This is a genomic window from Flavobacterium sp. NG2, assembly GCF_034119845.1.
GTDB lineage: Bacteria > Bacteroidota > Bacteroidia > Flavobacteriales > Flavobacteriaceae > Flavobacterium.
Map to the genome: position 1 here is coordinate 1,864,581 of NZ_CP139420.1, position 26,614 is coordinate 1,891,194.

Annotated in this window: 26 protein-coding genes and 4 tRNA genes; 20 read left to right on the forward strand and 10 right to left on the reverse strand. The window is 30.6% G+C overall.

From position 1 onward, the window contains the following. Positions 1–4: 4 nt before the first annotated feature. Complete coding sequence (locus SLW70_RS07965; protein ID WP_320891584.1) at positions 5–583, forward strand: TMEM175 family protein; 579 nt, start codon at positions 5–7, stop codon at positions 581–583. Positions 584–661: 78 nt separating this feature from the next. Here the strand turns inward: SLW70_RS07965 and SLW70_RS07970 are convergent, their stop codons facing one another. Beyond that, entirely contained in the window at positions 662–1,606 is a 945-nt protein-coding gene (locus SLW70_RS07970; protein WP_320891585.1) for an FKBP-type peptidylprolyl isomerase, read from the reverse strand. A gap of 78 nt (positions 1,607–1,684) precedes the next feature. On the opposite strand from SLW70_RS07970, the gene SLW70_RS07975 reads away from it, so the two are divergent. Continuing rightward, positions 1,685–2,077, forward strand: a complete 393-nt coding sequence (locus tag SLW70_RS07975) for an RNA-binding S4 domain-containing protein (protein WP_320891586.1) — start codon at positions 1,685–1,687, stop codon at positions 2,075–2,077. Positions 2,078–2,112: 35 nt separating this feature from the next. Then, positions 2,113–2,610: a phosphoribosyltransferase family protein gene (locus SLW70_RS07980; RefSeq protein WP_320891587.1), complete on the forward strand. Its 498-nt coding sequence runs from the start codon at positions 2,113–2,115 to the stop codon at positions 2,608–2,610. Here SLW70_RS07980 and SLW70_RS07985 read toward each other — a convergent pair. Beyond that, complete coding sequence (locus SLW70_RS07985) at positions 2,602–3,120, reverse strand: shikimate kinase (protein ID WP_320891588.1); 519 nt, start codon at positions 3,118–3,120, stop codon at positions 2,602–2,604. The two genes, SLW70_RS07980 and SLW70_RS07985, sit on opposite strands and share 9 nt — an antisense overlap. A gap of 128 nt (positions 3,121–3,248) precedes the next feature. Between SLW70_RS07985 and SLW70_RS07990 the strand changes: the two genes are divergently transcribed. The 6 genes from SLW70_RS07990 to SLW70_RS08015 all read left to right on the forward strand — a co-directional run bounded on the left by SLW70_RS07990 (position 3,249) and on the right by SLW70_RS08015 (position 5,950). After that, positions 3,249–3,321: transfer RNA gene (locus SLW70_RS07990), tRNA-Lys, on the forward strand. A 37-nt stretch (positions 3,322–3,358) separates the two neighbouring features. Then, positions 3,359–3,431: transfer RNA gene (locus tag SLW70_RS07995), tRNA-Lys, on the forward strand. Positions 3,432–3,477: 46 nt separating this feature from the next. After that, a tRNA-Leu gene (locus SLW70_RS08000) sits at positions 3,478–3,560 on the forward strand. A 284-nt stretch (positions 3,561–3,844) separates the two neighbouring features. After that, entirely contained in the window at positions 3,845–4,192 is a 348-nt protein-coding gene (locus SLW70_RS08005; RefSeq protein ID WP_320891589.1) for a hypothetical protein, read from the forward strand. Positions 4,193–4,372: 180 nt separating this feature from the next. Next, positions 4,373–4,460: transfer RNA gene (locus tag SLW70_RS08010), tRNA-Ser, on the forward strand. A 248-nt stretch (positions 4,461–4,708) separates the two neighbouring features. Then, on the forward strand, positions 4,709–5,950 hold the full coding sequence (locus tag SLW70_RS08015; protein WP_320891590.1) for a site-specific integrase: 1,242 nt from the start codon (positions 4,709–4,711) through the stop codon (positions 5,948–5,950). A gap of 24 nt (positions 5,951–5,974) precedes the next feature. Here SLW70_RS08015 and SLW70_RS08020 read toward each other — a convergent pair whose 3' ends face one another. From SLW70_RS08020 to SLW70_RS08045, 6 genes are all read right to left on the reverse strand, one after another. Beyond that, positions 5,975–9,301 (reverse strand): VPA1262 family protein, encoded by a 3,327-nt coding sequence (locus tag SLW70_RS08020; RefSeq protein WP_320891591.1) that lies wholly within the window; start codon positions 9,299–9,301, stop codon positions 5,975–5,977. A 185-nt stretch (positions 9,302–9,486) separates the two neighbouring features. Next, positions 9,487–10,560: an ATP-binding protein gene (locus SLW70_RS08025; protein WP_320891592.1), complete on the reverse strand. Its 1,074-nt coding sequence runs from the start codon at positions 10,558–10,560 to the stop codon at positions 9,487–9,489. Between the two features lie 3 nt (positions 10,561–10,563). Further along, positions 10,564–13,695, reverse strand: coding sequence for an ATP-binding protein (locus tag SLW70_RS08030; protein ID WP_320891593.1), 3,132 nt, complete (start codon positions 13,693–13,695; stop codon positions 10,564–10,566). A 336-nt stretch (positions 13,696–14,031) separates the two neighbouring features. Next, complete coding sequence (locus SLW70_RS08035; protein ID WP_320891594.1) at positions 14,032–14,898, reverse strand: phospholipase D-like domain-containing protein; 867 nt, start codon at positions 14,896–14,898, stop codon at positions 14,032–14,034. Positions 14,899–15,043: 145 nt separating this feature from the next. Then, complete coding sequence (locus SLW70_RS08040; protein WP_320891595.1) at positions 15,044–16,039, reverse strand: hypothetical protein; 996 nt, start codon at positions 16,037–16,039, stop codon at positions 15,044–15,046. Positions 16,040–16,666: 627 nt separating this feature from the next. Beyond that, positions 16,667–17,236, reverse strand: coding sequence for a hypothetical protein (locus SLW70_RS08045; RefSeq protein ID WP_320891596.1), 570 nt, complete (start codon positions 17,234–17,236; stop codon positions 16,667–16,669). A gap of 133 nt (positions 17,237–17,369) precedes the next feature. On the opposite strand from SLW70_RS08045, the gene SLW70_RS08050 reads away from it, so the two are divergent. Next, the gene (locus SLW70_RS08050; RefSeq protein ID WP_320891597.1) at positions 17,370–17,531 is read left to right on the forward strand and encodes a hypothetical protein; all 162 of its coding nucleotides are present in this window, start codon (positions 17,370–17,372) and stop codon (positions 17,529–17,531) included. A 4-nt stretch (positions 17,532–17,535) separates the two neighbouring features. Here the strand turns inward: SLW70_RS08050 and SLW70_RS08055 are convergent, their stop codons facing one another. Beyond that, positions 17,536–18,408: a GlxA family transcriptional regulator gene (locus SLW70_RS08055; RefSeq protein WP_320891598.1), complete on the reverse strand. Its 873-nt coding sequence runs from the start codon at positions 18,406–18,408 to the stop codon at positions 17,536–17,538. 356 nt (positions 18,409–18,764) lie between these two features. Between SLW70_RS08055 and SLW70_RS08060 the strand changes: the two genes are divergently transcribed. The 8 genes from SLW70_RS08060 to SLW70_RS08095 all read left to right on the forward strand — a co-directional run bounded on the left by SLW70_RS08060 (position 18,765) and on the right by SLW70_RS08095 (position 24,720). Then, the gene (locus tag SLW70_RS08060; protein ID WP_320891599.1) at positions 18,765–19,046 is read left to right on the forward strand and encodes an antibiotic biosynthesis monooxygenase; all 282 of its coding nucleotides are present in this window, start codon (positions 18,765–18,767) and stop codon (positions 19,044–19,046) included. 30 nt (positions 19,047–19,076) lie between these two features. After that, positions 19,077–19,655 (forward strand): DUF1572 domain-containing protein, encoded by a 579-nt coding sequence (locus SLW70_RS08065; protein WP_320891600.1) that lies wholly within the window; start codon positions 19,077–19,079, stop codon positions 19,653–19,655. A 28-nt stretch (positions 19,656–19,683) separates the two neighbouring features. Then, positions 19,684–20,148: a DinB family protein gene (locus SLW70_RS08070; protein WP_320891601.1), complete on the forward strand. Its 465-nt coding sequence runs from the start codon at positions 19,684–19,686 to the stop codon at positions 20,146–20,148. Between the two features lie 6 nt (positions 20,149–20,154). Continuing rightward, positions 20,155–20,673: a GNAT family N-acetyltransferase gene (locus SLW70_RS08075; RefSeq protein WP_320891602.1), complete on the forward strand. Its 519-nt coding sequence runs from the start codon at positions 20,155–20,157 to the stop codon at positions 20,671–20,673. Positions 20,674–20,684: 11 nt separating this feature from the next. Continuing rightward, the gene (locus SLW70_RS08080; protein WP_320891603.1) at positions 20,685–21,140 is read left to right on the forward strand and encodes an ester cyclase; all 456 of its coding nucleotides are present in this window, start codon (positions 20,685–20,687) and stop codon (positions 21,138–21,140) included. 15 nt (positions 21,141–21,155) lie between these two features. Next, positions 21,156–22,046 carry a hypothetical protein gene (locus tag SLW70_RS08085; protein ID WP_320891604.1) on the forward strand — a complete coding sequence of 297 codons (891 nt, stop codon included), beginning with the start codon at positions 21,156–21,158 and terminating at the stop codon, positions 22,044–22,046. 18 nt (positions 22,047–22,064) lie between these two features. After that, on the forward strand, positions 22,065–22,883 hold the full coding sequence (locus SLW70_RS08090; RefSeq protein ID WP_320891605.1) for an isocitrate lyase/phosphoenolpyruvate mutase family protein: 819 nt from the start codon (positions 22,065–22,067) through the stop codon (positions 22,881–22,883). A gap of 349 nt (positions 22,884–23,232) precedes the next feature. Beyond that, positions 23,233–24,720 carry a hypothetical protein gene (locus tag SLW70_RS08095; RefSeq protein WP_320891606.1) on the forward strand — a complete coding sequence of 496 codons (1,488 nt, stop codon included), beginning with the start codon at positions 23,233–23,235 and terminating at the stop codon, positions 24,718–24,720. On the opposite strand, the gene SLW70_RS08100 is transcribed toward SLW70_RS08095, so the two are convergent. Beyond that, positions 24,697–24,867 (reverse strand): hypothetical protein, encoded by a 171-nt coding sequence (locus SLW70_RS08100; RefSeq protein ID WP_220762811.1) that lies wholly within the window; start codon positions 24,865–24,867, stop codon positions 24,697–24,699. The two genes, SLW70_RS08095 and SLW70_RS08100, sit on opposite strands and share 24 nt — an antisense overlap. Before the next feature lie 421 nt (positions 24,868–25,288). On the opposite strand from SLW70_RS08100, the gene SLW70_RS08105 reads away from it, so the two are divergent. Next, positions 25,289–25,594 carry a helix-turn-helix domain-containing protein gene (locus tag SLW70_RS08105; protein ID WP_320891607.1) on the forward strand — a complete coding sequence of 102 codons (306 nt, stop codon included), beginning with the start codon at positions 25,289–25,291 and terminating at the stop codon, positions 25,592–25,594. A gap of 147 nt (positions 25,595–25,741) precedes the next feature. Further along, positions 25,742–26,602: a transcriptional regulator gene (locus SLW70_RS08110; protein WP_320891608.1), complete on the forward strand. Its 861-nt coding sequence runs from the start codon at positions 25,742–25,744 to the stop codon at positions 26,600–26,602. Positions 26,603–26,614: the final 12 nt, after the last annotated feature.

Genomic DNA, 26,614 nt, shown 5'->3' on the forward strand with positions numbered 1-26,614 from the left:
GAACATGAATAAAAATAGAGTTGAAGCTTTTAGTGATGGAGTATTAGCTATAATTATTACTATAATGATTATTGAAATTAAAGCGCCTCACGAAAGTAGTTTTGACGCTTTGATTCCATTGATTCCTGTTTTTTTGAGTTATGTGTTGAGTTTTACATATATCGGAATCTATTGGAACAACCATCACCACTTATTTCAGGCTTCAAAATCGGTCAATGGTAAGGTATTGTGGTTGAATATGCATTTGTTGTTTTGGCTGTCATTAATTCCATTTACAACGAGTTGGATTGGTGAGCAACATTTTTCAGCTGTTCCCATGAGTGTTTATGGTTTTGTTCTGGTAATGTGTGCCATTGCTTATTTTGCTTTGCAAAATAAATTAATTCAATTACATGGTACGGACTCGGTTTTAAAAAGTGCCATTAAAGATGATAAAAAAGGGAAAATTTCTTTAATCTGTTATGCTGTAGCTATTCCACTTGCTTTTGTTGCTCCTTGGATTTCAGGAATGTTGTATATTGCTGTTGCTTTGTTGTGGATTGTACCAGATAAAAGAATTGAAGATTTAATCAACGAGAAATAATAATCAAATTAACGAAAAAAAGAGAGGTTGCTAGAATATTATCTGGCAACCTCTCTTTTTTTTGTTAATTCAATAACTTTAAGGATGACTGTTCTTATCGAGATAGTTTGTTCCTTTGCTAATTTCTAATGCCGTAGTATAGCCATCACCATCATCATCTATATCTAAGAAGTTTGGAATTCCATCACCATCTGTATCGTCCATATTTGTTGGGGTTATAGGGTACGCAGTGGTGTTTCTATAATCGAACATATAACGGTCATTGTTTAAGTCTTCAAGATAGGATAGTACGCCGTCACCGTCTTGATCTAATCGTTGTAGTTCATATAATTTAAAACTAAATACCAAAGGAGCATAAGAAGGTATGCTAGCACTTCCTTGGAAATAATAGGCCATACCAGAAGGAATGAACATTACACCTGCACCAAAGTCCGTATACTTAACGGTTCCATTATCACCTTCTGTATGATTACCCGTTTTAAATTGAGGAAATACTTCTACCCATCCTCGAACAAAGACATTATATAAGCTAAACATTTGTTGAGGGAATTTTACTTCCTCAAATTGTGTTGCTGTTATGGTTGTGACATCTGAAAGGGTAGATGAAGATAGGTAGGTTCCTTTATATGAAGTTAAAACATTATCTACATTGGTAGGGTAACTTCCTGTTCCTTCTCTTAAAATCAAATAATACATAGAATAAGTGATGCCGTGAAGTGGAATAGATTCTTTTTTTATTAATTTAGGGAAACCAGTATTATTCAAATAAGACATAATTTTCGGTTGTGAACCTCCATCAGGAATTTTAGTAATAACGACATCTTGGTCGCTTTGTTCTCCAGGAGCATCAGTAATTGTAATATAATGAGTATTTAAGTAATCTTCAATTAACTGATTATCGTCTGTAAATTGCTCTTGATAGTCACGAAGAGGTATTTCTTCAAATGATGTATCATTTTTCGAACAAGAAAATAATAGCAATGTTGTAATTGATAAAATAAAATAAAACCTAAATTTGTTCATTATAACTGATTTTTAAGTGCGCAAGATACAATATTGATTTATTTTTGTAAACTATTTAACTTCGATTTTACAATTATTATGCGAATAGACAAATATTTATGGTGTGTCCGATATTACAAGACCAGAAACATGGTAACAGAAGCTTGTAAAAAGAATCATATTACCGTAAATGGTCAGGTTGCCAAGCCTTCTAAAGAAGTGTTTCCTACTGATAAAATCACCTTTAGAAAAGATCAAATTACACAAATAATAACGGTTCTTGATATCCCAGAAAGTCGGGTAGGAGCTAAATTAGTGGACATCTACAGACGTAACGATACTCCTGCTGAAGTTTATCAACATTTAGAACTATTGAAGCTTTCGAAAGATCATTATCGCAAGCATGGAACAGGAAGGCCTACTAAGAAAGACCGAAGGGATATTGATGAGTATGGTAATGCAATAGAAGATGAAGACTTAGATGTTGAATAACTACTTGAAATAATTAACTTCAAATAACAATCATAATGAGTAAAAATATTATCCTTACCCATCAGGAAATAAACCATAAAATAAAAAGAATAGCTTACCAAATTTATGAAACGTTTGTAGATAATGACGAACTGGTTTTGGCAGGTATTGCACCAAATGGATATGTTTTTGCAGAAAAAATTGCTCTAGAACTTAAAAATATATCTGATTTAAAAATTAGTCTTTGTGAAGTACAGATTGACAAAGAAAAGCCAGATGCAGCCATTACTACTTCAATATCAAAAGAAACTTATGCAAATAAAGGGTTGATATTAGTAGATGATGTGTTGAATTCAGGAACTACATTGATTTATGCAGTACGTCACTTTTTGGATGTTCCACTTAAAAAATTCAAAACAGCGGTTCTCGTTGATCGAAATCATAAAAAATACCCTGTAAAAGCTGATTTTAAGGGTATTTCTCTTTCTACTTCTTTATTGGAACATGTTCATGTTGTTTTTGAAGAAGATAACAGTCATGCTTACTTAAGCTAAGACTTCTTCTATCTGATTTACAATTTGCTCAATAGACTGGTTATCGACAGATACAGTGTATTGGGCTTTATTGTAATAAAAACTTCTTTCGAATAGATGCATAGCAATAAACTCCTTCATCTCTTCATCTGTCTTGGAGGCAATAAGTGGTCTTTTTTCTTTTTCTAAAACCAAACGATTGAATAAGGTGTCAATTGATGCTTTAAGGTATATTGATGTTCTATTGTCTCCTATTAGTAATTCATGGTTATTTGCATAACATGGTGTTCCGCCGCCTAAACCTATTATTAAATCATCAGTATTGTTTAATAATTCTATAAAAGCTTCGTGTTCGAGCTTCCTGAAATAGATTTCTCCGTGCTTGTCAAATATAGCTTTGATGCTTAAGTCTGCTTTTTTTTCGATGTAATGGTCTAAATCTATGAACGGAATTTGGATAGAATTAGATAATGAATTTGCAATTGTTGACTTCCCTGAGCCCATATAGCCCAATAGTATAATTTTCTTCATATAGTAAAACCTTATAAGTTAAGGTATTAAGTTTTTTTATTTAAAAAAGACAAATTTAAACTATTTTTTCTTGGAAAACTCTAAATAAAGTCCTTATATTTGCACCCGCAATCAAGCAAACAAATTATGACTCGATAGCTCAGTTGGTAGAGCACATCACTTTTAATGATGGGGTCCTGGGTTCGAGCCCCAGTCGGGTCACAAAAAGTGATCAACACATAAGTTACTTGATAGCATTGACTCGATAGCTCAGTTGGTAGAGCACATCACTTTTAATGATGGGGTCCTGGGTTCGAGCCCCAGTCGGGTCACAAAAAATTATAGAGACGTTGCATGGCAACGTCTCTACTTATTTTTGGCCATGTGGAGAAACGGTAGACTCGCCATCTTGAGGGGGTGGTGCTCGCAAGGGCGTGAGGGTTCAAATCCCTCCATGGTCACTATAAAGGTCTTTCTGTGAGACTCATAAGTGTTTTTGAATTATTTATAGCTACAATCCTTTTGTTAGTTAAAAAAACATTTCATTATTTTCTAGTCAGATTATCTGAAATTCCAATTTTATTCATTCTAATTTATAGGGTTAGTATTGTTGTGTTCCTGTAAGTAAAATAATAATATACAACGTTTTAGTAGCTGTTTTTCGTGTTTTTTTAGTAAGTTATTTGCATTTTTAATTCTAAGATGTATCTTAGTCCTCCTTTTTAACTAAACCAAAAACCTATTTATGAAGAAAAACACGTGCAAAACCTACCCAGCTTTATCGGTGCTACTCGTTTTTTGTTTTTGTCTGTTCAATCTTTTAAGTGTTAGGTCTCAGACAGCTACAGCCGATTCAATTTGTAAAAAGAAATATGTTTCTGTAGATGTACATAAAACTTATGAAAGAGTTATTGCAAAAGGCTATGATTCTATTGAAATGTTTGAATACTTAGGGAATTATTATTATAAAATAAATGAGTTGGAAAAATCAAGATTGTATTTTGAACTTTTATTTAAAAAATATAAAACGTCCCAGATTTCACCTAAAAGTATTGAAAATTACAAAAATATTTTGGTACAGGCTAAATCATAATTAATGATTTTAATACTGTAATTTTATAATAAATGCCTCGAAAATTCGAGGCATTTATATTTTAGGATCTATTCGAACTTAGATTGTTATTGATATTAGAAAAAAAATACACTTTCTGTTTTTAATATCAAAAAAAAGTTTAAATTTGCACTCGCAATCTACAAAGGATTGCTAATTATTGGAGAAATGGCAGAGCGGTCGAATGCGGCAGTCTTGAAAACTGTTGACTGTAACAGGTCCGGGGGTTCGAATCCCTCTTTCTCCGCCAGTAGAAATACAAAAAAGGCTAAAACGCTGTAAAACTTATGTTTTACGGCGTTTTTTTATTGGTGGCTATACCAAGAAAGTTCATTAAATGGTATTCTTTCAGTGACCTATTTAGTGACCTATTTGAATAAACCCAAATAGGTCACTAGAAATCGCTGAAACACTTGTATAATAAGGTGTTCACGGTTTGAACATCTTGTAAGGAGTGTTTAAGAAGTATAATTTTATCAAACTTAAAGTCACCACAAAATGAACAAAACATTCAACCTACTTTTCTTCATCAAGAAGAGTAAAATCAAAGCCAACGGCACCGCCCCTATTTATTTGAGAATTACTATTGATGGAAAGCCAAAAGAAATTGCTTCCAAAAGATACATTCAACCCGATAAGTGGGATAACAAAATTCAAAAGGCTTCAGGTTCTTCAAACGAAGTAAAATCTTTAAATCTTTATTTAAAGACATTAGAGCAACAAGTTTATGACGCACATCATTCTATGATCAAAGACAAAACTGCTGCAACTGCATCAAGTTTAAAATCTAAATTACAAGGAACTGAAGTAAGTCAAAGAATGCTAGTTTCCATCTTCCAAGACCATAACAACAAAATCAAAGAATTGGTGGGTAAAGAATACGCTCCAGGAACACTAGAACGCTACACTACTTCTTTGAAGCATACCATTGAGTTTATGCAATGGAAATACAATTGTTCCGATATTGATATTACTAAAATTGACCATGCTTTTATTACCGATTATGAATTCTGGTTACGAAGTGTTAGAAACTGTGCTAATAACACAGCGGTAAAATACATTAAGAATTTCAATAAAATCATCAAAATATGTTTAGCCAATGACTGGCTTGACAAAAACCCATTTGCCAATTACAAATCTAAAGTAAAAGAAGTAGAACGCGTTTATTTATCGGAAACCGAGGTACAAAACCTAATCAACAAAGATTTACATAACGAAAGATTGTCACTAGTTCGCGACATCTTCCTATTCAGCTGCTTTACAGGTTTGGCATACATAGATGTGAAAAACTTAACAAAGTCGCATATAAGCTACGGAATAGACGGCGAGAAATGGATATTTACACACAGACAAAAAACAGAATCTGCTTCTAAAATTCCAATTCTTCCTATTACGCAAATCATAATAGATAAATACGAGAATCATCCACAAAGCAATAATCAAGAAAAACTACTTCCTATTCTTTCAAATCAAAAAATGAATGCCTATTTAAAGGAAATAGCTGGGATTTGCGGCATTGAAAAAGAATTAACCTTTCATATTGCCCGGCATACTTTTGCAACGACTGTAACACTCACAAATGGTGTTCCAATTGAATCCGTAAGTAAAATGTTAGGTCATAAAAATTTGAGAACCACACAGCACTATGCAAAAGTATTGGATAGAAAAGTGAGTGAGGATATGCAAATATTGAAATCAAAATTTTCAAGTTTGACTCAAAAAAAAGTAAATTGCGGATAAAAAGCCACTAAAAGTGGCTTTTTATTAACTAAAATACTTTTCAGTAATTTGAGCATTAACTAAATGGGTTTCATTATAATCTTTGAAAAAAGGATAATTAATCTTAATTAACTTTATTTCATTAACTAGCGAATTCAATTTTTTATATAATTTATCCGTTTCCTCACCAGGCTTAAGATAATTGAGTGCTATCATAGCAACCGTCTGTATCATCAATAATCTACTATAATCATTTTCCCAATCTGTTGTGCCACTCATGAAAGGCTTTCGGATAGTAGCAAAATATCTTTTTGACATTTTAAGCAATGAATTGACAAAATTTAAGCTGTCAACTTCATCAGCGGCAGCATAAATGGACCAACCAGCAATATCCATTACACCAGCATTTTTTGAAATGGATTTACAATCAGATAACTCACGTTCAAATATCGAACGCCAAAAATTTAGAACACTATTGATTGTGAGCGACTTATAATCTATTAGAGGGATAAGTAAATTATTCGTAGTAAGAGCTTCAATTAAGACAAAATATCTTTGAGAAACTATTCTTTCAATGGTTTCGAAAATAATTTTTTCATCTTTCGTTTTTAACAACTTATATATTTCACTAAAACAATCTTTGCGGAGTTGATATTGAGAAATACCCCTATCAAATCTAGATTGATGTAAAAGTGCTATGAAGGCATTAATCTGCTCTTCAAAACATAATAATCCAAACAACTCTTTAACTTTTTCAAAAGATATTACATCCTTTTTTTCAACTGCATCAGTTGCAATAGATGCAATCGCTAAGGTTCTTAATGATAAAACTTTTGATGCTAAACAAATGTTGATTATATTTAAATCAGAATGCCAAAAAAGTGATTTTGCTAAATCTGTAAACAAAATAGCAGTAATTCTTAGAATTGGTTTTCCATTAATATTTTCTTTTTTCTTTTCATCTAAAATTTGAATTTGAATTGATGTTAGTAAGTTCACAAAGGACAAGGCATCAATATTTAATAAAACCCTACTCGCATAACCAGCAGCATAATTACCAAAACCATAATTTTCAAAAAAACTATTTTCCACTCTAAAAGAAGCTTCCAACGCTTCATCAAAATCTTCAAGAAAAAGCAAATAAAAGCCACTTCTACTCAAATTTCTATCATTTGAAAATTTATCCAAATTATTTTCATTTACTAAATTTTGTAAATATTGAGATAGGAAATGAGAATATGCTATCGGGAACCATTTTTTTAAATTATCTAACAACTCGTCACATGAAGAGGTTCGGGCAAGAAAGTATCCAAAAGTATCCCAAAACTTTTCGAATTTCAAATAGTCATCGGTCATATAAGAACTAATCATACTTTCAATTGATTTGAAATCGGGCTTATCTTCATTCTTGACAAATGCTTTCAGCTTTGAAAATAACTCATCATCAGGTGGTAAATCTCTATTTTGAGATTTTGCTCGTTGTTTTAAATCCATTTCATTCCTATAATCATAAAGCGGTATCATCTCTAATGTGTCTTTTTGACTACCATCTTCGATTAAATCAACACTATATTTTTCAATACTTCGAAGAACATCTAAGGGTATTGGTGTAATTAGTAAGGGATAATTCTGTGTTGCATTTTGAATAGAATTTGAAAGATGAAATCCTTTTGGTTCGCTCTTTAAAGAATAAACAATTATATACCTATCGTGTAATAAATTCTTATTACTAGATGTTTTGTTTCGATAATCATAAACAGTTAATTTTAAAGAAGAAAACAATTCTGGCAAGCCATTTAACAAATTAACTATACGAGTTGCTCGGTTAGGTATACTTTCAATTTCTTTCTCTTTTATCTTAAAGAAAGATTTAAGAGCCTCCCAAATTGTTTGACTTTTAATTTTATCATCATCGTTAGAAGGTGTTTGAGTGCATGTAATTACCGTAAAAGAAGTATTTGAATTACTTGTTCTCGCTAGAAATTCTAAACCAATCGTATCAAAATAGGGATCTTGAATAATTACATCACTCGCTTGATCACAAACTTTTTTAAACCACTCCAAAAAAGCTAGTGCTCCATGTTCTTCATTTTCAGAATTCCATCCTTTCGGAAAAAAAGCTGCTTCTGACTTTTCGGGAACTATTGACTTTACTAAAGAATTAAAATTATTGTCTACTTCAACCCAAGGGTCAAGTTTATGACCACCTATCGACATAGTTTGATAACTTGATTTGTTAATTTCCATTGCTTTATCAACATCTTTTTTAAGATGACTTCCTGCAGCTAATACTTTACCAAGAAATGACGATGATACTTTTCCAGTTCTGCTTACCATTCCCATTGTTGTCACAATGTTTCTTAATAATACAGCAGAGTGCTTGAACCAAATTTGCCATTTATCACCATCTTTAATCCAGATACTAACTACTAAATCACTTATTGGTTCTTGAGTATTAAAAGTGACCACGAGAGTTTCATTGGGTACGTAAGTTATTTCTTTAATTTCATCCAAAATTACTTGACCACTATTTCTTGAAAAACAATTTATTAATATAACTTCAGAACAAATAATCTCATTAGGCAAAATAGTAACCTCAACTTTTTTGGAAGTTTTAATCTTCTTACCCTCAAGTTCTTCTTCACTACTAATATTTTCGAAATATACTTGAGCCTTTTCAAAAATATTAGCACATGGTCCATTAATTAATTCAATGTTACCAAATCTTGCACTTTCAGTACTTGAAAACAATAATTTTGTTTCCTGAGAGAGATAGTCTAAAATTTTAATTAATATTTTTTTGTAATCAGTATAGTAGCCATCCGATGATTGAAAAACTTTCAGTTTATCTAAACTTATTATTGGCAATGTAAAAGAGGGTGTATTACCAAAAGGACTATTATGAGAGTATTTTTCAAACATATTTCTTGAAACAGTAGAGCTTGTTTCGTTGAAAATTATCGGTCTAATTACTACGTTACCATCGACAGCTGCACTGTAGTAAAAATCGAATCTTATCTTATCTACATTAATTCCTTCATTTGATGCAGACAGTTTAAAAGCTGTTCCTGCAAGAAATGAGTTAACTATTTTAATAATTTTTTCAGGATACTGATAAATAGATATTCTTGCTATTTCACAAATAAAACTATTTGCGCTATATACTTTTTCAAATGTACTAATTGTTGCCTCATCAGAAATATCAGGTCGTGATGTAACAATACACCATCCATACAAAAGTTGATAATTAGGCGTTGTACCGTCAGAAAATTTACCAACAAATAACTGTAACACAACTTTAGTCTTGGATTGATTTAATGGACTTAGTCGGTTATCAGCAAAATGGGCAACTGTGATATATTGTTTTTTCATTTAATTTGTTTTTTATAAACTTCAAATTGCAATTGGAAGCAAAATACTAAGAAAGCAAAAATTTAAAAACTATTATACATTATGCAAAAGTCCTAGATAGAAAAGCAAGTGAAGATATAAAGATTCAAAACATAAGTTCTCTTAACACTCTTTATCCAAAAGCACATAATATAATTAGTCATTTGCTAAATTGTTGATAAGCTATACTTCTGAATAGCTGCTTTGTCAATTTTATCAATAACATTTGACAAATATTTTAATTTATTTAAAATTTCATCTGTTGATTGTTGATGTTCTGTTCCTATTGTAAATCCAGTTGGGTAATACTTCAGAAATTTATCATCAACTATTCCATTTCGATGTGAGTATAAATGTCTTATTTGTAGAATTTTTTCAATCTCTTCCTCAGCAGCCTTATCAATTATATTTAAATCTTTAATCTGTTTGTTTTCAGATATAAAACCTTTAACACTTCCTTTTTGAAGCTTACCTATTTTTTGTTTTGCCCAAAAAGTAATAAAATCCTGAATATCAACACAGTTTAAGACATCTTCAACTTTTACCATTTGATCTGATTTCAAAGTTTCAGGTTTTGCTAAATAAATTTCAAAAAGAATATCAGACAAATAGGTTTCAAAATTATCAACAACAGATGAGAAAAGTATTCTTGATAACACCTTTCCTTCTTTTACTAGCGTAAACAAACCAGGATCTTCGGGATATAATATTGGCTTAAGCGTATCCATCATTTTTAAGATACTTTGATAATGCTCTATCAATCTTATTTTTGAGTCTGTTGCATCAATTTTCAATTTTTCTAGAGTAGCACTAAGCAAAGTTATTCCCTGATATCCTCCTGTGATAAAAACATTAACAGTTGCATTTGATTGTCTTATTTTTTCACCTTCTCTAATATAAATTTTTCCAGCAAGTGAAACAATGTCAGCAGATTTATCAACTTTAATGGCAAATAATTTTTTTGAATTATGTGATATATAACCATAATCAACTATCGGTTTTGGAGTTAATAAGTCTATTGCTTTGTGTGTTATAGAAGTTGCTCGAAAATCTTCACTTAAACCTGAAACTTTTAAACCTCCTATTTCTGAAACTCCCAATATAAGAATACCTCCATTTGTATTAGCAAAAGAGCAAATTATTTGAGCAATTGATTTCGAAGGAGGCAATACAGCTTTATACTCTAAAGTTTCACTTTCTGGCTGTAATATTATTGAAGATAATTGTTCTTGTAAAGTCATATTTTAGTTCATATTTATTGGAATTCTATTAATACCTGTACTCTTTAGAATTCTTCCTAAAGTAAGAATATGTGGATTGCTAATACCATTGTCAACCCAAAGTTCAGAATTATCAGTATCTAAAGTATCTTTTTCAGAAGAATAATATAAAATAACTTCACCATTATCTGATGGTCGTGTTACGATTTGAATTGAAACTCCATTTTTAATTATTCCAGCTAAAGTTGTTGGTGCAGTCTCTTCAATATCAGTACAATCATATTCTGAATGGTTTTGAAGAAATTTAATAATATTTTCTTTAGTTCTTTCTATAAGACTTTGTGCATAAATAAACATCTCAGTTGTGGGTGTTGAAGTGTGATAAAATCTTGATGATATCATAGGGTTTTTAAATGCTTCTTCTAATTCTTCAGGAGAAGATATACCTAAACTTGCCAAAATCTCTTTGGTAATATCAATTTTATCAAGCTCGTTATTCTCTGAATTATTACTATTCTGAAGTTTTGATAATTGTACACGAAGGTCTTCAATTGATTCAATACCGTGTTCCTCCATTAGTTGATCTAATTCTGTAGCCTTTTTTATGTTTTTAGAAATATCTTCATCCTCTAAAAAAAGAAATCTTTTTTCGAACAAATCAGGAAAATAAATTTCGGCTTTAGTTCTATTTTCATTCATCCATAAATAAAATTTTTTCAAAGTTTCTTTATAAACTTTTCTTTTATCAACATCTCTAAGTATTGGTTTTATATTGGCAGATATTTTTTCTGCAACATTTTCTATATTGTGAGACCTATTATCTGGCAGCACTAGAAATATTGAAATTTCTAATAATTCATCTCTAAAATCATAACCTAATTCCTCGGAGATATCTTTTAATTCATTGTCGATATCACCAGCATCTAAAAATAAATTATCCTTTGTGCAGAAATCTCCATTTTGGTTAGGCAAAATTGGGTGGTTCTCTCTATTTATATTATTCTCAAATCCTTGTTTAACTAAAAAAGTAACCAAATTATTTAGCCATTCAATAAAGAATTGATTGCTTTCAAATCCAAATTCTTGAAATGCCTTTTCGACTGTTTTATGTTCCGCTATTTTTGAGACAATATAAAATAGAGACTTCTTGTCTGACTCTTCCCAAATTCTATCATCATAGTATTTCAGTTCTCTTTTTTGAGTAAAATCTTCGGGATAAATCTTTTGAGAAAATTCAAAAATTTTTGCTCGTTTCTCGGTAATATTATTTTCAGGAAAAAGAGATGCTAAATAATCACAAACAACAGCAATTTTATTATCTGTACTTTCTTTAATAATTTTATTAATAACAATTATTATGTCTTCTTGTTTTTTAGAATGGTAAAGTAATCCTTCGCCTGTGTTAATTCCTTTACAAATTAAATATTCTTTAGGACTATTAGTTATTAAAGAACAGGCTTCTTTCAATGTTTCATCAATATTCTTATCAATAAATAATTCGGATTTTTTTATGAATTCTCCCTGTTGATTCGGAATTACTCTATATTTATCATTATTAATATCTTTAATATGTTCTTTTTCTAAATTTAATAGTTTAAAGTAATCATTTAGAAATCTAGTACTAGTGATTTCTTCGTTATTAATACTAGTATTTAGATTCAAAATACTACCTTTAGATTCGATATCTTTTGAAAGCTCTTCAATTGAAAATTTATAACAGTCTTTCCATACAATAGAATTCCATTCATTTACATGTTCTTTTATCGGCGTAAACTCTGGATATAATTTATGTAATAAACTCCAAATTTTTTCTCTAACGACACTTTTTTCAGCATAAGGAAAATAGACTTGCGGCTCATCATAAACATTCCATATTGAAATTCTATCTCCAGTAGTAACATCAACAATTGGTGTGTGTAAAACCTTATTCCGAATTGGAAGTAATACATTATCCTTAAACCAATCAGTATCAATCCACGAATGTTTATTAGGCAGTTTTATCCTTGCAAGGTTATATAAATTATTCCAATCTTTATTATCACCAACAAATGATAATAATTGTTCATATAACGATACTGCCCGTAACATAATATCACAATTTGTTTGAGAGGCTATGTTGTTATCATACATTAAGCTTATTCCATCTCTAGGCTCTGTTGGTTCAAATAATGAATTATTAATAGTAAAAGGTATGTTTAAATCTTCTGTTCCAATCAATGGAAAATCTAAATGAAGTCTAGGAATTGTAGAACTTAGCTCTGACACATAATATTTTCCTTTTACATTGGAAATAGGTATTATTATTCTAAGCTCTTCATCTTCTAATGTAATAAAACATTCTTCCGTTTTTTTATTATTTATTAAAAGATTGTATACTAAAAATTTATCATCTAAGTATTGTATTTCTTCAATTAAATCAATTTTATAAATGGTTTCTCCAAGTAAATCGTTATCGATAGTTACTGAATTTATTTCAGGAACATTGATTAAAGTATATGCAATTCCACTTTCAGCTTCTTCAAGTGCTATTTTAGCTAAACTTATTTTGTTTTCTGATAGTGGATAAGTAAAAGAGGTAACAAAATCTAATTCATCTAGTTTTATTTTCTGTGACTTCGCTATGCTTTCTTCAGCATCATCGAAAGCTTTATTAATTCCTTGAATTATCTCTTTTTCTCCTTTCCCAGATCTATCCAACCAAAAATTAAAAATATTAAATGTACCATCTTCATTTTTATAATAACTTTCAATCTGGACTATTTCAGAAAGCAGATGTGTTGTCATAAATCCCGTACCAAATCGTCCTGTTGTTTTGATGATTTTTTCTATTTGTTCAGGGTCTCTGTCTTTATCACTTGAAGAATACTTTCTAATTAATCCCCTTATGTGTTCATTTGTAAAAAATCCATTATTGTGAGAGAAGATGAATTGATTTTCAGTTATTTTTATGCACACATCTACTTTTTCTCCAGCTTCATTGCATAAGTTTACATTGTCTTTTGCATTCTGTATTAATTCCCATACAAGTCTTCTTGCAGTAAATTCTACATTGATATTTTGTCGAATATTCATTAACTTTTCTAATATTGACTTAGCTGTAATTTTATTAAGTTCGTCTCTCTCAAATTTTGAAAAAATTCCTTTATCTGTACTCATATTATATTTTGATAATAATTTTTAAATTTAGTGTATAGTTCTACAAATCAATAATATATTTTAATAAATTAACCGTATTCATAGTTTGTTTGTTTTCAAAAGCTCCGATGAAAAGTTTTTATATAAAAAAAAGATGCCTCAACATCTTTTTTGTGGGATTAGATTAAATTTATAATATTCCTTATCTATTTCTCTTCCTCCAGCTATCATCAGGACATCTCTTTTTATGAAGATCTTGCGCCTTTATAACTATGATATAAGCGGTTCCGTTCAACACGAGTTTCATTGTTCGTGCTGCGCACGCAACGAATCTCTAGCTGTTGTGCGATGTGATTTTTAATTATCATAGTAAACTCCAAAATCATTATCAATTGAATCTTCAAGTCTGTCTCCAACAAATTTATTTTTCCACAATATTACAGTTTCAACGTCCTCATCATCATGATGATCGTAAGTGGTTTTTACTTTTCCAATAGCATGTATTTCAGTATTTGTAAATGAATTAAGTTCTTTGAAAATTAAATCATTAAGATATTCGTATTCATAATCATCACTCGAACCATTTAAACTATTTACCAACATATAGAGTTGAGTGTCTTGTATGCATTCTTCCATAGTTTCATATTCCATACAACAATTACATGCTTTAACGACATCTCCGTATGTTTCAAAGTATTTTGAACTTCTCTCGCTAAATACCAATAAGTTTAGCATTTCTCCATCACAATTTTTACACTTGACAAATTTTTGTAAATGTTTAATTGTCGATTTTTCTAACTGTAAAATTCTATCAAATTCTCTTTTAAACTTTCTGCATTCTTCAGGACAATCTTCTATAATCATAAGATTTTCAAAGCTTTTAATTGCATTTTTGGACCAATTAAAAGAACCATTCATGATAGTTTTAGAGTCAATAACTGCGAATTTATGGTGCATATGTGAATTACTATTTGGCATCTGTAAAAGCTTTATTTCTGCACCACTTAGTCTTAATTTATTTATCTCTACTATATTATTTCGGTTAGATGGATTATCCGTACAAATTATTTTTAACTTTATTTTTCTTTCCAAAAGATCATTAAAAATATCAAAATATATGTTGAAATTTATCCATGCGACTCCAATTATCACCTCTTTTTGCGCTTTAGATAACTGTACTTCAATTATATTTTTATGGTTTTCAAAATATGATGTTATTTTCATAGATTTTGTATTATATAACACAACGTTCTCGAGCTACAAGCAGTTTGGAATTAAATTAAGCCCATTATTCGGATTTGCCAAATCATCCCAAATTTAAAACCATTTTTCCATTAAGCCAAATGCCCCAAATCCGTTGTAGTAGCTGTTAGTGGCTGTTTTTTTCTATTCCAGTTGCTAATAGCCAATTAACCAAGCTCATTTTACTGTATTGCATTATACTAATTAAACTCTCGTATTCTTCATTTTGTTGCTTATTTTTATCCCAATCAATAAAACTATCACCAAGTAACAACTGACCTGAATGAACAATTTTAGATCTTGTTCCATATAGTTTATTTATTACTGAATTTGCTTTTGGGTCAGTAGTAAGATATTTTTTTAAATATAATTTAAATTGTTGACTAATACCCCAAATTGGGCTACCGCATTGAGTGCACGAAAAGGGAGAATTTTCGATTGTTTTGCAACTGTTACATTTTAAATGAATTTCTTCTTGTTTCTCTTTAAACTCTAAAGATGTCATTGTTTCAATACTTGAAATAAAAGATAGAAATGCTAAACTTCTCATTTTATCTTTAATTTGCTGTCCATTGTAAATTAAAGTTACAGCGGAGTCAAAATATTTTCTTTCCATTTTATTAAGAAGAAAGAATGCTTCAAACATTGCGTTAGTATATTTACTAATGGTTATTTCTTCATTCCTATTATCAATATTTGGTCTTTGAAAATATTCATTATGAGTTTGTTCTTCAATATTTTCTAATTCTACATCTGTTAATTGATTAATAAGAAACCTTTTTTGTAACTCTTCTTTATAATAAAATTTCACACCCCAGGAACTTGATATTTTATTGTATTCTTCTCTTGGGATTTGAAGATTTAAAGGTATAAACCATCCTTGTTCTATATCATAAACAAAAAAATAATGATTTGTAAAAGCAGTTAATAATCGTACTAATTTATTTAGCCAATTATTTTGCAGTGTTGATTCTGAAACATAGTCACTAATGTCTTCCAGTTCCTCAAGATTGATTGGTTTTACTTCATCCGAATCAATCCAATATTCTAAAAGTATAGGGAAGTGAGTTGGTTTGTCATAGGCTAATTCAAATTCCGTAGGCAGAGGAGTAATTTGAAACATATCTTTAAATCTATATTTCTTTTTTAATGGAGATGTGCAAAATATGAGATTACAATGATATTTTCTGTTTTTAATCATAATGTGATATGTAAATATTTACGTAAAATAGCCACTAACTTGCATATAGGCAAGACAAACCTTAGCACATACACCCAAAATCAGGTACATTGTCGAAGCTTTGTTTTCCTTTATATTCTAATCAAATATATTTATTTTTTCTTACAAATCATCCTGAATTGACAAGTTCATAAACAAAAAAAGATGCCTAAGCATCTCTATTCCTTCCTATTCCTCCAACTATCATTCCGTTTATACCCATTCTTATGCTCATAAATCTTCCCTCTCAAATAAAGACCTAAAACCCAAGCAACAACAAAACCTAAAATCTCATACCATTCCATCCCTCAAAAATAGAACAGAACTATTGGAGTGTTGGTATTTCTAAAGCAGTTACTCCCGATTTGACAAGTAGTAATCCCGAATAGACAAGTATAAAAAAAGAGGCACAATAGCCTCTTGAAATTCTTAAAACTCATTTATCGAAAAAACCATAGTTGTAGAATGGCAGCGGTTCCGTTCAACACGAGTTTCATTGTTCGTGCTACGCACGCATCGAAACTCTTGCTGTTAGGTTCCGTAGTTTGATTTTATTTGTAGAATTAACGGATTGAATGCTTCAAGACAAATTTCAATTATCGAATACATAGATTGTAATACACTACTTGAATTATTAAAAGTTAAACCAAAGTGTGTTGTATCGATTAATAACTCTTTTTGGTTTTTAGTTTCATCATAGTGAATTCCGCCATATTTATTTGCACATATTTTTATTATATCTAAAACTGAAAAACTTTCACCATTATAATGGAGTAATTCATATTTAAAAAACTCGTCTTTTTTTAATAATTCTATATTTGATGAATCCTCTTTTGGTGCAATAAAAGTCATACCATAAAGGGGTTTCCAAATAGTTCCATCTTCATCTATTTTTCCAGCAGGCATTTTAAAACGTTTTTGAACTCGGTAAACTATTTTTAGTTTGTAATTTTTATTTACTTGTTCAATAATTGGATTGGTATCAACAATAAGTTGTCGAATTAATCCAGATGCTTTTAATAAGTCATATTCGGTTAGTTTCTCAAAACGTTCTTGTAAATCGCATATAATATTTAATAATATTTTCTCTTCTGTTTTCATTTCTGCTGTTTCGAGTTACTATGGCACCGAACTAGTTTATATGTGTGATTGCTAGCACACAATATTTATAATCAAATATATTTATTTTTTCTTACAAATCATCCTGAATTGACAACTTCATAAACAAAAAAAGATGCCTAAGCATCTCTATTTTTCCTGTTCCTCCAACTATCATTCTGTTTATACAACTCAGCATTATGCAAAAGTCCTGAACAGAAAAGTAAGTGAAGATATGATGGTTTTAAAAAATAAATATAAAAGCATAGAACCACAAAAAAAGAAACAAGTACAATAAACCATTAAGACAAAACTATTTTATTGTATTTGTTTCTATACTCTATAGGTGTTAATCCAGTGATTTTTTTAAACATAGTTCTAAAAGCTTTACTATCAGTATAACCAATTTCAAGCATAACATCATTTATATTTTTATTAGTATTCTCAAAACTGCGTTTGGCGGCTTCAATTTTAACTCTATGAATATATTCTAAAACTGAATTATTGGTCGCTTTTCGAAATCTTCTCTCAAAAGTTCTTCTACCTAAAAGCGACCTATCTGCCAAAACCTCAACGTTAATACGGTCTTCAATATTGTTTTCAATATACTCCTGGGCTAGTTTAATTATTTCATCATTATGATTTTTTTGGCCTCTAAATATGGAAAATGCAGACTGACTTTCTCTGTCAATATCAATAGCAAAAAATTTAGAGGCTAAAATTGAAATCGAACGATTAGTATGCTTTTCAGCTAAGTGCAATAATAAGTTCCAGTAGGAACTAGCACCTCCACTAGAATAAATACCTTGATCTTCGGTTATAATTGCATTATCAACTAATTCAACTTGTGGGTATAAAAAACGAAATTTATCCGCTAAAAACCAATGTGATGAACATTTTTTATTATTTAACAATCCTGTAGAAGCTAGAAAAAATGAACCTAAACACAATGAAACTAATTCAGCTCCATTTTCGTACTGTTTAATTATCCATGGAATAAATGACTTATTGAGTAATAAAGCTTCATTCATGTCTCCGCTCAATGGAGTAACAAAAACAATATCAAAAGATTTATCTTCTTCTAATAATATATCAACTGTTATACTATATTTTCCATTATTCAGGTTAACGACTTTGTTCAAACCTACTAGTTGAATTATAAAAACCGGATCCATTCTTCTATTAATTAAAATCTGATTAATTACTTCAAAAAAATGCTCAACATCAGTAATTACATTTATTAGAGTGGTTTCAGGAATTAATACAGCAATCTTTTTCATACAATTAACTTTAAACTGTTTGTAAAAACATATTGTTTTTCCAATTGTAAAGTTACTAAAAAACATTGTCGCAAAACACCTTTATATTATCATAAACACACATTTTTAATCAAATCTTATATTCTAAATTTGATATTATAAAACAAACAAGTACAAATTAGCACAAATTGATACTTACACTAGAGTAGTACTTATCATACATTGTACTGTCTATTTCAATTTTAAAATTACAAACTTTTAATACCTAAAAAATGAAATACGTCTTAATAATCCACGAAGTTGAAGATTATAACGCTTGGAAAAAAATATTCGATAACGCTTCTGAAATTAGAAAAGAAGCAGGTGAAATCTCCTATCAAGTTCTCAAATACGAGAACGACCCCAAAAAGATTGTTCATTTTTCAGTTTGGTCTTCAATAGAAAATGCAAAGCAATTCTTTGAGTCTCCCAAACTAATCGAAATCAGAAAAGAAGCAGGAGTAAAATCACCTGAGTTTATCTATTTAGAGCAACTGGAATCTGGAATATTATAATAAAAAACAACAACCTAAAAATAAAACAGTATGGATACTAATTATTTAGAAAGTGCTACAAAGCAATTTGAGTACTATAAAATGTTAGGTGATAAAACCTTTGACCAAATTCCAGATGAGAATTTACTTTGGAAATTTAATGAGGAAAGCAACAACATTGCTATAATCGTCAATCATCTCAGCGGAAATATGCTTTCCCGATGGACAGATTTCTTGACTTCTGACGGCGAGAAAGAATGGAGACACCGTGATGCTGAATTTGAGAATGATATTAAAAACAAAGAAGAACTTATTCAGAAATGGAATCAAGGATGGAATTGCCTTTTCGATGCGTTAAATGCTTTGAAAGAAGAAGATTTATCCAAAACTATTTACATCCGAAACCAAGGACATTCGGTTACTGAAGCTATCAACAGACAACTAGCACACTACCCCTATCACGTGGGACAAATAGTATTTATTGGAAAAATGATTTGTAAAGAAAAATGGACTTCCCTATCTATTCCAAAAGGCAATTCAAATAATTATAATGCTGAAAAATTTTCTAAAGAAAAACACAACGAGCACTTTACCGAAGAGTACTTAAAAAAAGCAAATAAAGATGAATAAAAAAGATATAAATAGCCAATTAAATTCCGTGCATCTATCATTCTGGGAAACTGCTAGTCATTTATCCAATACTTCAAGTTCCCATGATGGTAAATGGTCAGTAAACCAAAATACAGAACATCTAAATAAAGTGCTTTCCCAGGTGAATAACTTTTTGAATATTCCAAAAGAAACAATAGAACTCAATTTTGGATTATCAAATAGAAAATCAATGACCTATAAGTCGTTAATTAAGGTCTATGAAATGGCTCTAAAAAAAGGGGTGAAATCAACCGCTCCTTACATACCAGATTCAAATTTAAATACTACGGAATTAATTGTACAAGGAAAAGAACTACTCTCCAATTTAATTTTAAACATCCAAAAATGGGAGGAAGATGATTTAGAAAGCTACAATTGTCCTCATCCTGCATTGGGCATAATTACAATTAGAGAACTTTTGTACTTTACTATATACCACGTTGAACACCATCATAAAATCATAAAAAAATGACGTCAAGTGAAGATAAAACAACAAATAGAAAATGCAAACATAGACGATTTAAATACTATCTATTGGCTTTTTGAAGAAGCTATTTCTTATCAAAAAAAGAAAAAATATGTTGGTTGGAATAACTATGACAAAGACTTTATAGTACAAGACGTTAAGAATAAATTACAATTCAAAATCACACAGGAAAATAATACACTATGTATTTTTAGTGTTTGTTTTAGGGATCCAATAATATGGCGAAAAAGAGAACAAGGAGATGCTATTTACATCCACAGAATAATTGTTAATCCTAATTTCAAAGGTCAAAGTCAATTTAAAAAAGTTTTGAATTGGGCTATAGAAATTGCCCTTAAAAAAAAACTGAAATATATACGTATGGAGACTTGGGCAGATAACAGCAATTTAATTGAATATTACAAAAGTTTTGGATTTCAATTTATTGAATACTATACAGCTCCAAATTCAAACGACCTTCCCTATCAACAAAGAAATATTAAAGCAGCATTACTAGAAATTAAATTATAAAAACTGAACTTATGATGAATAAATCTAATAATCCATTGCAACCCATTCCTGAAAAATTAGTTCTAGAGTTCTTTAACCGAGTTTGGAATATTCCACACGATTTAGATGCCATTGACGAATTAATGACCGAAGATTATAGTATCACAACAGCTGGTAAAGTGGTAAAAGGACGAAACGAATTTAAAAACTGGGTAAGTGAATTTCAAAAACAACTGCTTGATGCAAAAAACGAAAGTGTAGATCTTTTCTACAATGAAGAGAAAAACAAAGTTGTTTCGAGATGGAATACCTCAGGCAGAAATAATGGTCTTTTCGGCCTTAAACCCGACAACCGACATATATCATTTACTGGAATTGCTATCTGGACGATAAAAGACAATAGACTTTCAGAATGTTGGGTTGAAAGAAGTGCTTATGAATTGTATCAAAATTTAATTACTGGAGAAAAAGAGAATGATTTCGTTTAATCAAAACCTAATAAAATGAAAACTCTAAAAAAAATAAACATAGCATTATGCCTATTTATAGTCCTAAATACGAGCGCTCAAAAAATAAAAACAATTACTGGTTTTAATCACATAGAAAGTGTTGCTACCGATGGCAAATTTATTTACGCTGCCGATATTGGTAAAGAATTAAACCCAACTGCAAAAGATGGAGATGGTCATATCATTAAGCTAGACAAAAAAGGACAAATATTAGATGCCTTTTTTGTAAAAGAAAAACTAGATGCTCCAAAAGGACTAGCAATAAACAAAGGAATTTTATACATAAATGATATTGATAGACTTCTTGCAATCGACTTAAAAACTGGAACTAAGTTATACGAAATAGATTTTAGCAAGGATACCTCATTCCTAAATGACATAGCGGTTTGGGACAACAACACCTTATATATTTCAGCAACGGATAAAAGCAAATTGTACAAAGTAGATCTAATTGACAAAACCTATTCTGAAATTAAAACTAATGTCACTATTTCTGGGATAAATGGATTGTTTTGCTACAAAAAAGCAAATCGAATTTATGTAAATGGATTTGGAAGCGACAATAAACCAAATGGGGTTGTCGGGTACATTGATTTAAAAGACAAGACATTTACACAAATCCCAAATTTAGAAGGCTATTATGATGGAATATTCATAAGTAAAGATGTGTTGTATGTAAGCAACTGGGTAGCTTTTGAAAAAAAGGGAATTATTCAAGGAATAGGTATATATAGTTCTAAAAGAGTGGCTACAATTAATACCTCACAACCAATAGCTGGTCCAGCTGATTTCATTATCGATAACAATCAATTAATTGTTCCTGCAATGATGACTGGAGAAATTCATTTTATAAAATTAGATCTTGATTTATCATTAAAATTATAAAATATTTTTTTTTAATATATGAAAAGCCAATACGAGAAAGCAGTACTATTTAAAAAACTGCACGATGAAAAATCTACTTTTATAATACCAAACCCTTGGGATATTGCATCAACTAAAATTTTAGCTCATTTTGGTTTTAAAGCATTGGCGACTTCTAGTGCTGCTCATTCATTTTCGCAAGGAGTAGCTGATAACCAATTACCAATTGATAAAGTTCTACAACATTTACAAGAAATTGCAGCTGTAACAGATTTACCGGTTAGTGCTGATTTAGGCAATGGTTTTTATGATACTCCAGAAAAAATATTCGAAACGATTAAGAAAGCTGCCAAAACTGGAATCGTTGGAGCCTCAATTGAAGACGTTAATTCTAAAATTGCCTATCCATTAGAATTCGCAACTGAAAGAATTACGGCTGCAGTAGAAGCATCTCGAAAATTAGATTTTCCTTTTATTCTTACCGCTCGTGCAGACAACTATTTCATTGGTAAAACAGATATAAAAGATACTATAAAACGACTACAAGCCTACCAAGATGCTGGAGCCGATGTACTCTTCGCACCTGGAATTAAAACGTTAGAAGACATTCAATCAATACTCCATGAAATAGACAAGCCATTAAATGTAATGATGGGAATAAAAGGAAGCAATCTAAACTTTGATAATTTGTCAAATAGTGGAGTAACAAGAATTAGTCTAGGAGCATCATTGTACAGAAATGCAATGACAACTTTCATCGAAACGATAAAGGGCATCAATCAAAATGGGAAATTTGATTTTGCAGACGAGTCAATTAGCGCTAATGACCTTATTAAGCTTTCCTTTAAAAAAAACTAAAATGATTATCTAATAACATAGCCCCGTTTCTTACACCTTTTGTGAAAAAGGAAAAACAAATTTATTCAACTTAATACCACGGATTTATCATTTAGGGAAACAACTAGGTAATTATGCCTTAAAGTTTCCCTATCGATAAATTACAGTTGTCCAAAATATACAATGATCAATAACTTTTAAGTACAATTGATTTACTATTTTAGGACTTCTAAATTTCAGCACCTAGAAATCATCTTTGATTTTGTACTTCATCTCTGAAACGAATCCCATTTAGAACTATTCAATTGTTACTTTCTTAAAGCAAGCTTTAAAAAATCATCAATACTAAAAGAATATAGTTATTCCGTTTATGAAGTTCAATTACCTACTAGAAATTTATGATACGCTAATTAGCGAAATACTAAATTCAAAAAACAGTCCCACATCTCAAATTATTGAATTTGTTACTAGCAATCATATTGACAGCTTTAACATTTATACTGTTGATTTCAACAACGCCAATACCTCTATCAAATATAGAATAGAAGATCCAGTTCATAATTGGCATCCTCGAGCTCCACTTCTAAAAGATTACAAGAATAATATCGTTACGGATTTAGAAAAACTACTACCTCAAATCGAACAAGAACTCAATATAGAACATCTAAACAAAAAGTTGATCTGGTCAGTGGCTGGAAATTCAACGAAGCTCTTCATTCTAGTCGACATAAATTTGGAAGAAATTGAAAAAGACGAACTCAATTTTCTCTATTACAATCAACTCTTAAAAATAGAGACAGAAACAATCCAAAAGAAAATAAAAGAAACCATTTCTGAATTAAACTCAAAAGAACAAATAGAAACCTACATTCTTAAAAAGCAACTAGCATTAAGTAATTTAGTGGCAAAATTGATTAAGATAATCAAACCCAAAAACGCAAATGATGTATTCTCATATTCTACAACTTATTCAGACCAAAATGGCCTTAAAATCATCTACTATTATGTTGAAAAAGCAATACGCTTTTTAGAAAAGGAATATTTCAAATACCTGGATAAAAATAGTCAAGCTTCAATTAAAACCATCCTAAACACAAAGGTACATCTGGCCCCTATATACAACGCCCTCCAATTAGGTTTTAATAGAAGTGCCGACCAAAAAGCAATTATAATTCTATTAGAGTGTTTTTCAAAAATTATAAAAGTAGATTTTCAACAAAAAATCACTTATAACGAGCTTCTGTTTGCTTCTGATATTCTTCCCATCTTATACAACCAAATTAGTAATAAGCAGAAAACTAAAAAGTGGTTAAAAGATATTATGCTAGAATTTAATTTCAATTCATTAGAGTTTTTTGACTTTTACACGGACGAAATTAATAAAGAACTAAACAAACATGAAGATGACATTGAGAAATTTAAAATCTTGTATAGATATCTTAAAAACACCAATCAAAAACAGTTATATACAAACAACAAATGGAATCCGAACCTACCATCTGCTAAAAAACAAATTGCGGGTTGGTTAGAAGAAGAAATTCAGTACTTGAATCAGCAAAGGGTATTACAATCTTACTCTACTGAGCATCCAATAAGCGTTGAAATGAAAACCAAATTCCACACAGACTTATCGGTACCACAATTAAGCTATTTTTTTGGTTTATTAATTCAAGTGGGAATCATTCAACCACCCACGCAAAGAGCTATTTTTAGATTTATTGCGGACCATTTCAAAACCAAAATGACCAATTCAATCTCAGTTGATAGTTTGAATTCAAAATACTACAATGTAGAATTGACCACAAAGAATGCTGTAAGAGAAAAAATAATCGAATTATTGAATTTTACGAAGTTGTAGAACCTCTTTTAGCAACCGATATCCAAAACCTTCCATCCCAAGTAAGCGCTCATCATCAATAACTAATAGAGCGGCCACACTTGGGATTCTTTGTGTGTTCATAAATTCTTGAAGTTCTGGCGATATAACCTCCTGCTTTGCATTCATAATTTTAAAGTATAAAATTTAAAATCACGTCCCAACTGGAGTTGTTATAAACAAGCTGCGTGGGACATCGATCACCAGCCACAGAGGTACCGCCAAGCACCCACAGCTCCGATAAACCGAGCCCACGCATTGCGTAGGCGACAGTTTATTTGTAGAGCTTGCATAGAATTTTTTGGCGGTTTTCTGTGGCTCGAAATAACTTTCGCTAATATGTCGTAAGAGGGAAAACCCTCTGTATTTATTTACAAAGCAAATCTAGTCATAAAACAATATAAATACAATTAATTAGTCCAGTATTAAAAAACTTTTTTTGTTTAATTGCTTTGTTTTACTGCTATTTGTAGGGGGTTGTACAACCCCCACAACTGTTTTACTAAACAATAATTAATTCTATTTGCCATGAACATTAAAACTCATTATTATGGCAATCGAAGTTATTACTCGAGAAGATTTAGAAGAATTCAGAAGTCTTTTACTAAACGATTTAAAAGAAATCCTGCAATCCCAACCAGAGCAAACCAAACAATGGCTCAAATCCAATGAAGTACGCAAACTATTAAACATTTCACCAGGTACTTTGCAAAACCTCCGCATCAATGGAACCATATCGTACACCAAAATTGGCGGCATTCTATATTACTCCACTGCAGATTTAGACAAGCTGCTAGAAGCTAACAAAGTCGATGCTTCAGTTACTTTATTTAATCCAAAATGGCTCGTGCGATAAATCACAATAGTAAACACAGCAGTAAACTACTCAATAGTTACAAAGCAAAACACATTCACCCCATAAGTAACTAAAAATTTGCACATTCTAAATACTAACGACTAGGTACTAATTACTATTCACTCAAAACTAATCACTAAAAAAAAAATGAATTACATAAAACATCTAACAGGATTCTTCGACCGAATTGTTCAAGACCGCTCATTAAATCCAACACACATCAGTTTGTATATCTCACTTTTTCAATTTTGGAATGTCAACCGTTTTCAAAATCCAATCAGCATAACTCGTGATGAAGTAATGCGCATCAGTAAAATTTGTTCTAAAGCAACTTATCATAAATGTATGCGGGAACTAAACGAAAAAGGATACATCAAATACGAACCATCATTCAACCCATTCAAGGGTAGTATGGTCATACTTTTTAATTTTTCAGAAGACTTAAAACCTGTTCAAAAAAGAGTAAGCAATACCAAAAAAAAATCATCAAATGCAGGACAGGTTCTGAACAAGCATCAAACTAGTAATGAAACAAGCACTGAACAAGCGCTAGTACCTTCTATAAACTATATAAACAAAACAAACATTTCAAACGTTTTAAACTTGGACGAGCAACCTCAAAATTTTGAAAATAAAGATGAAGATTTAAAAAATGGGAGTACGTACAAAAAAGAAAAAAGTTCCGTCAAAAAAGAAAAAGAGGAAAGTTGTCACACTGAGCTTGTCGAAGTGCATCCAAATCAAAAGTCAAATCCTATTTTGGAGGAAGTCAAATCCTATTTCCTCCAACAAAACTTCCCGGAACTTGAAGCCAATAAATTCTTCAATTACTTCTCCAGCAACGGTTGGTTAGTGGGTGGCAAAACCCCGATGGTCGATTGGCAGGCATCAGCAAAAAACTGGATGTTAAATAGCATAAATTTCAAACACAACGCCGATACAACACCGATACATCGAGCAAAACACCTCAACACAGGTACAGACAAAGATTATTCCGAACCCCTTTAATCCAGTACTGTC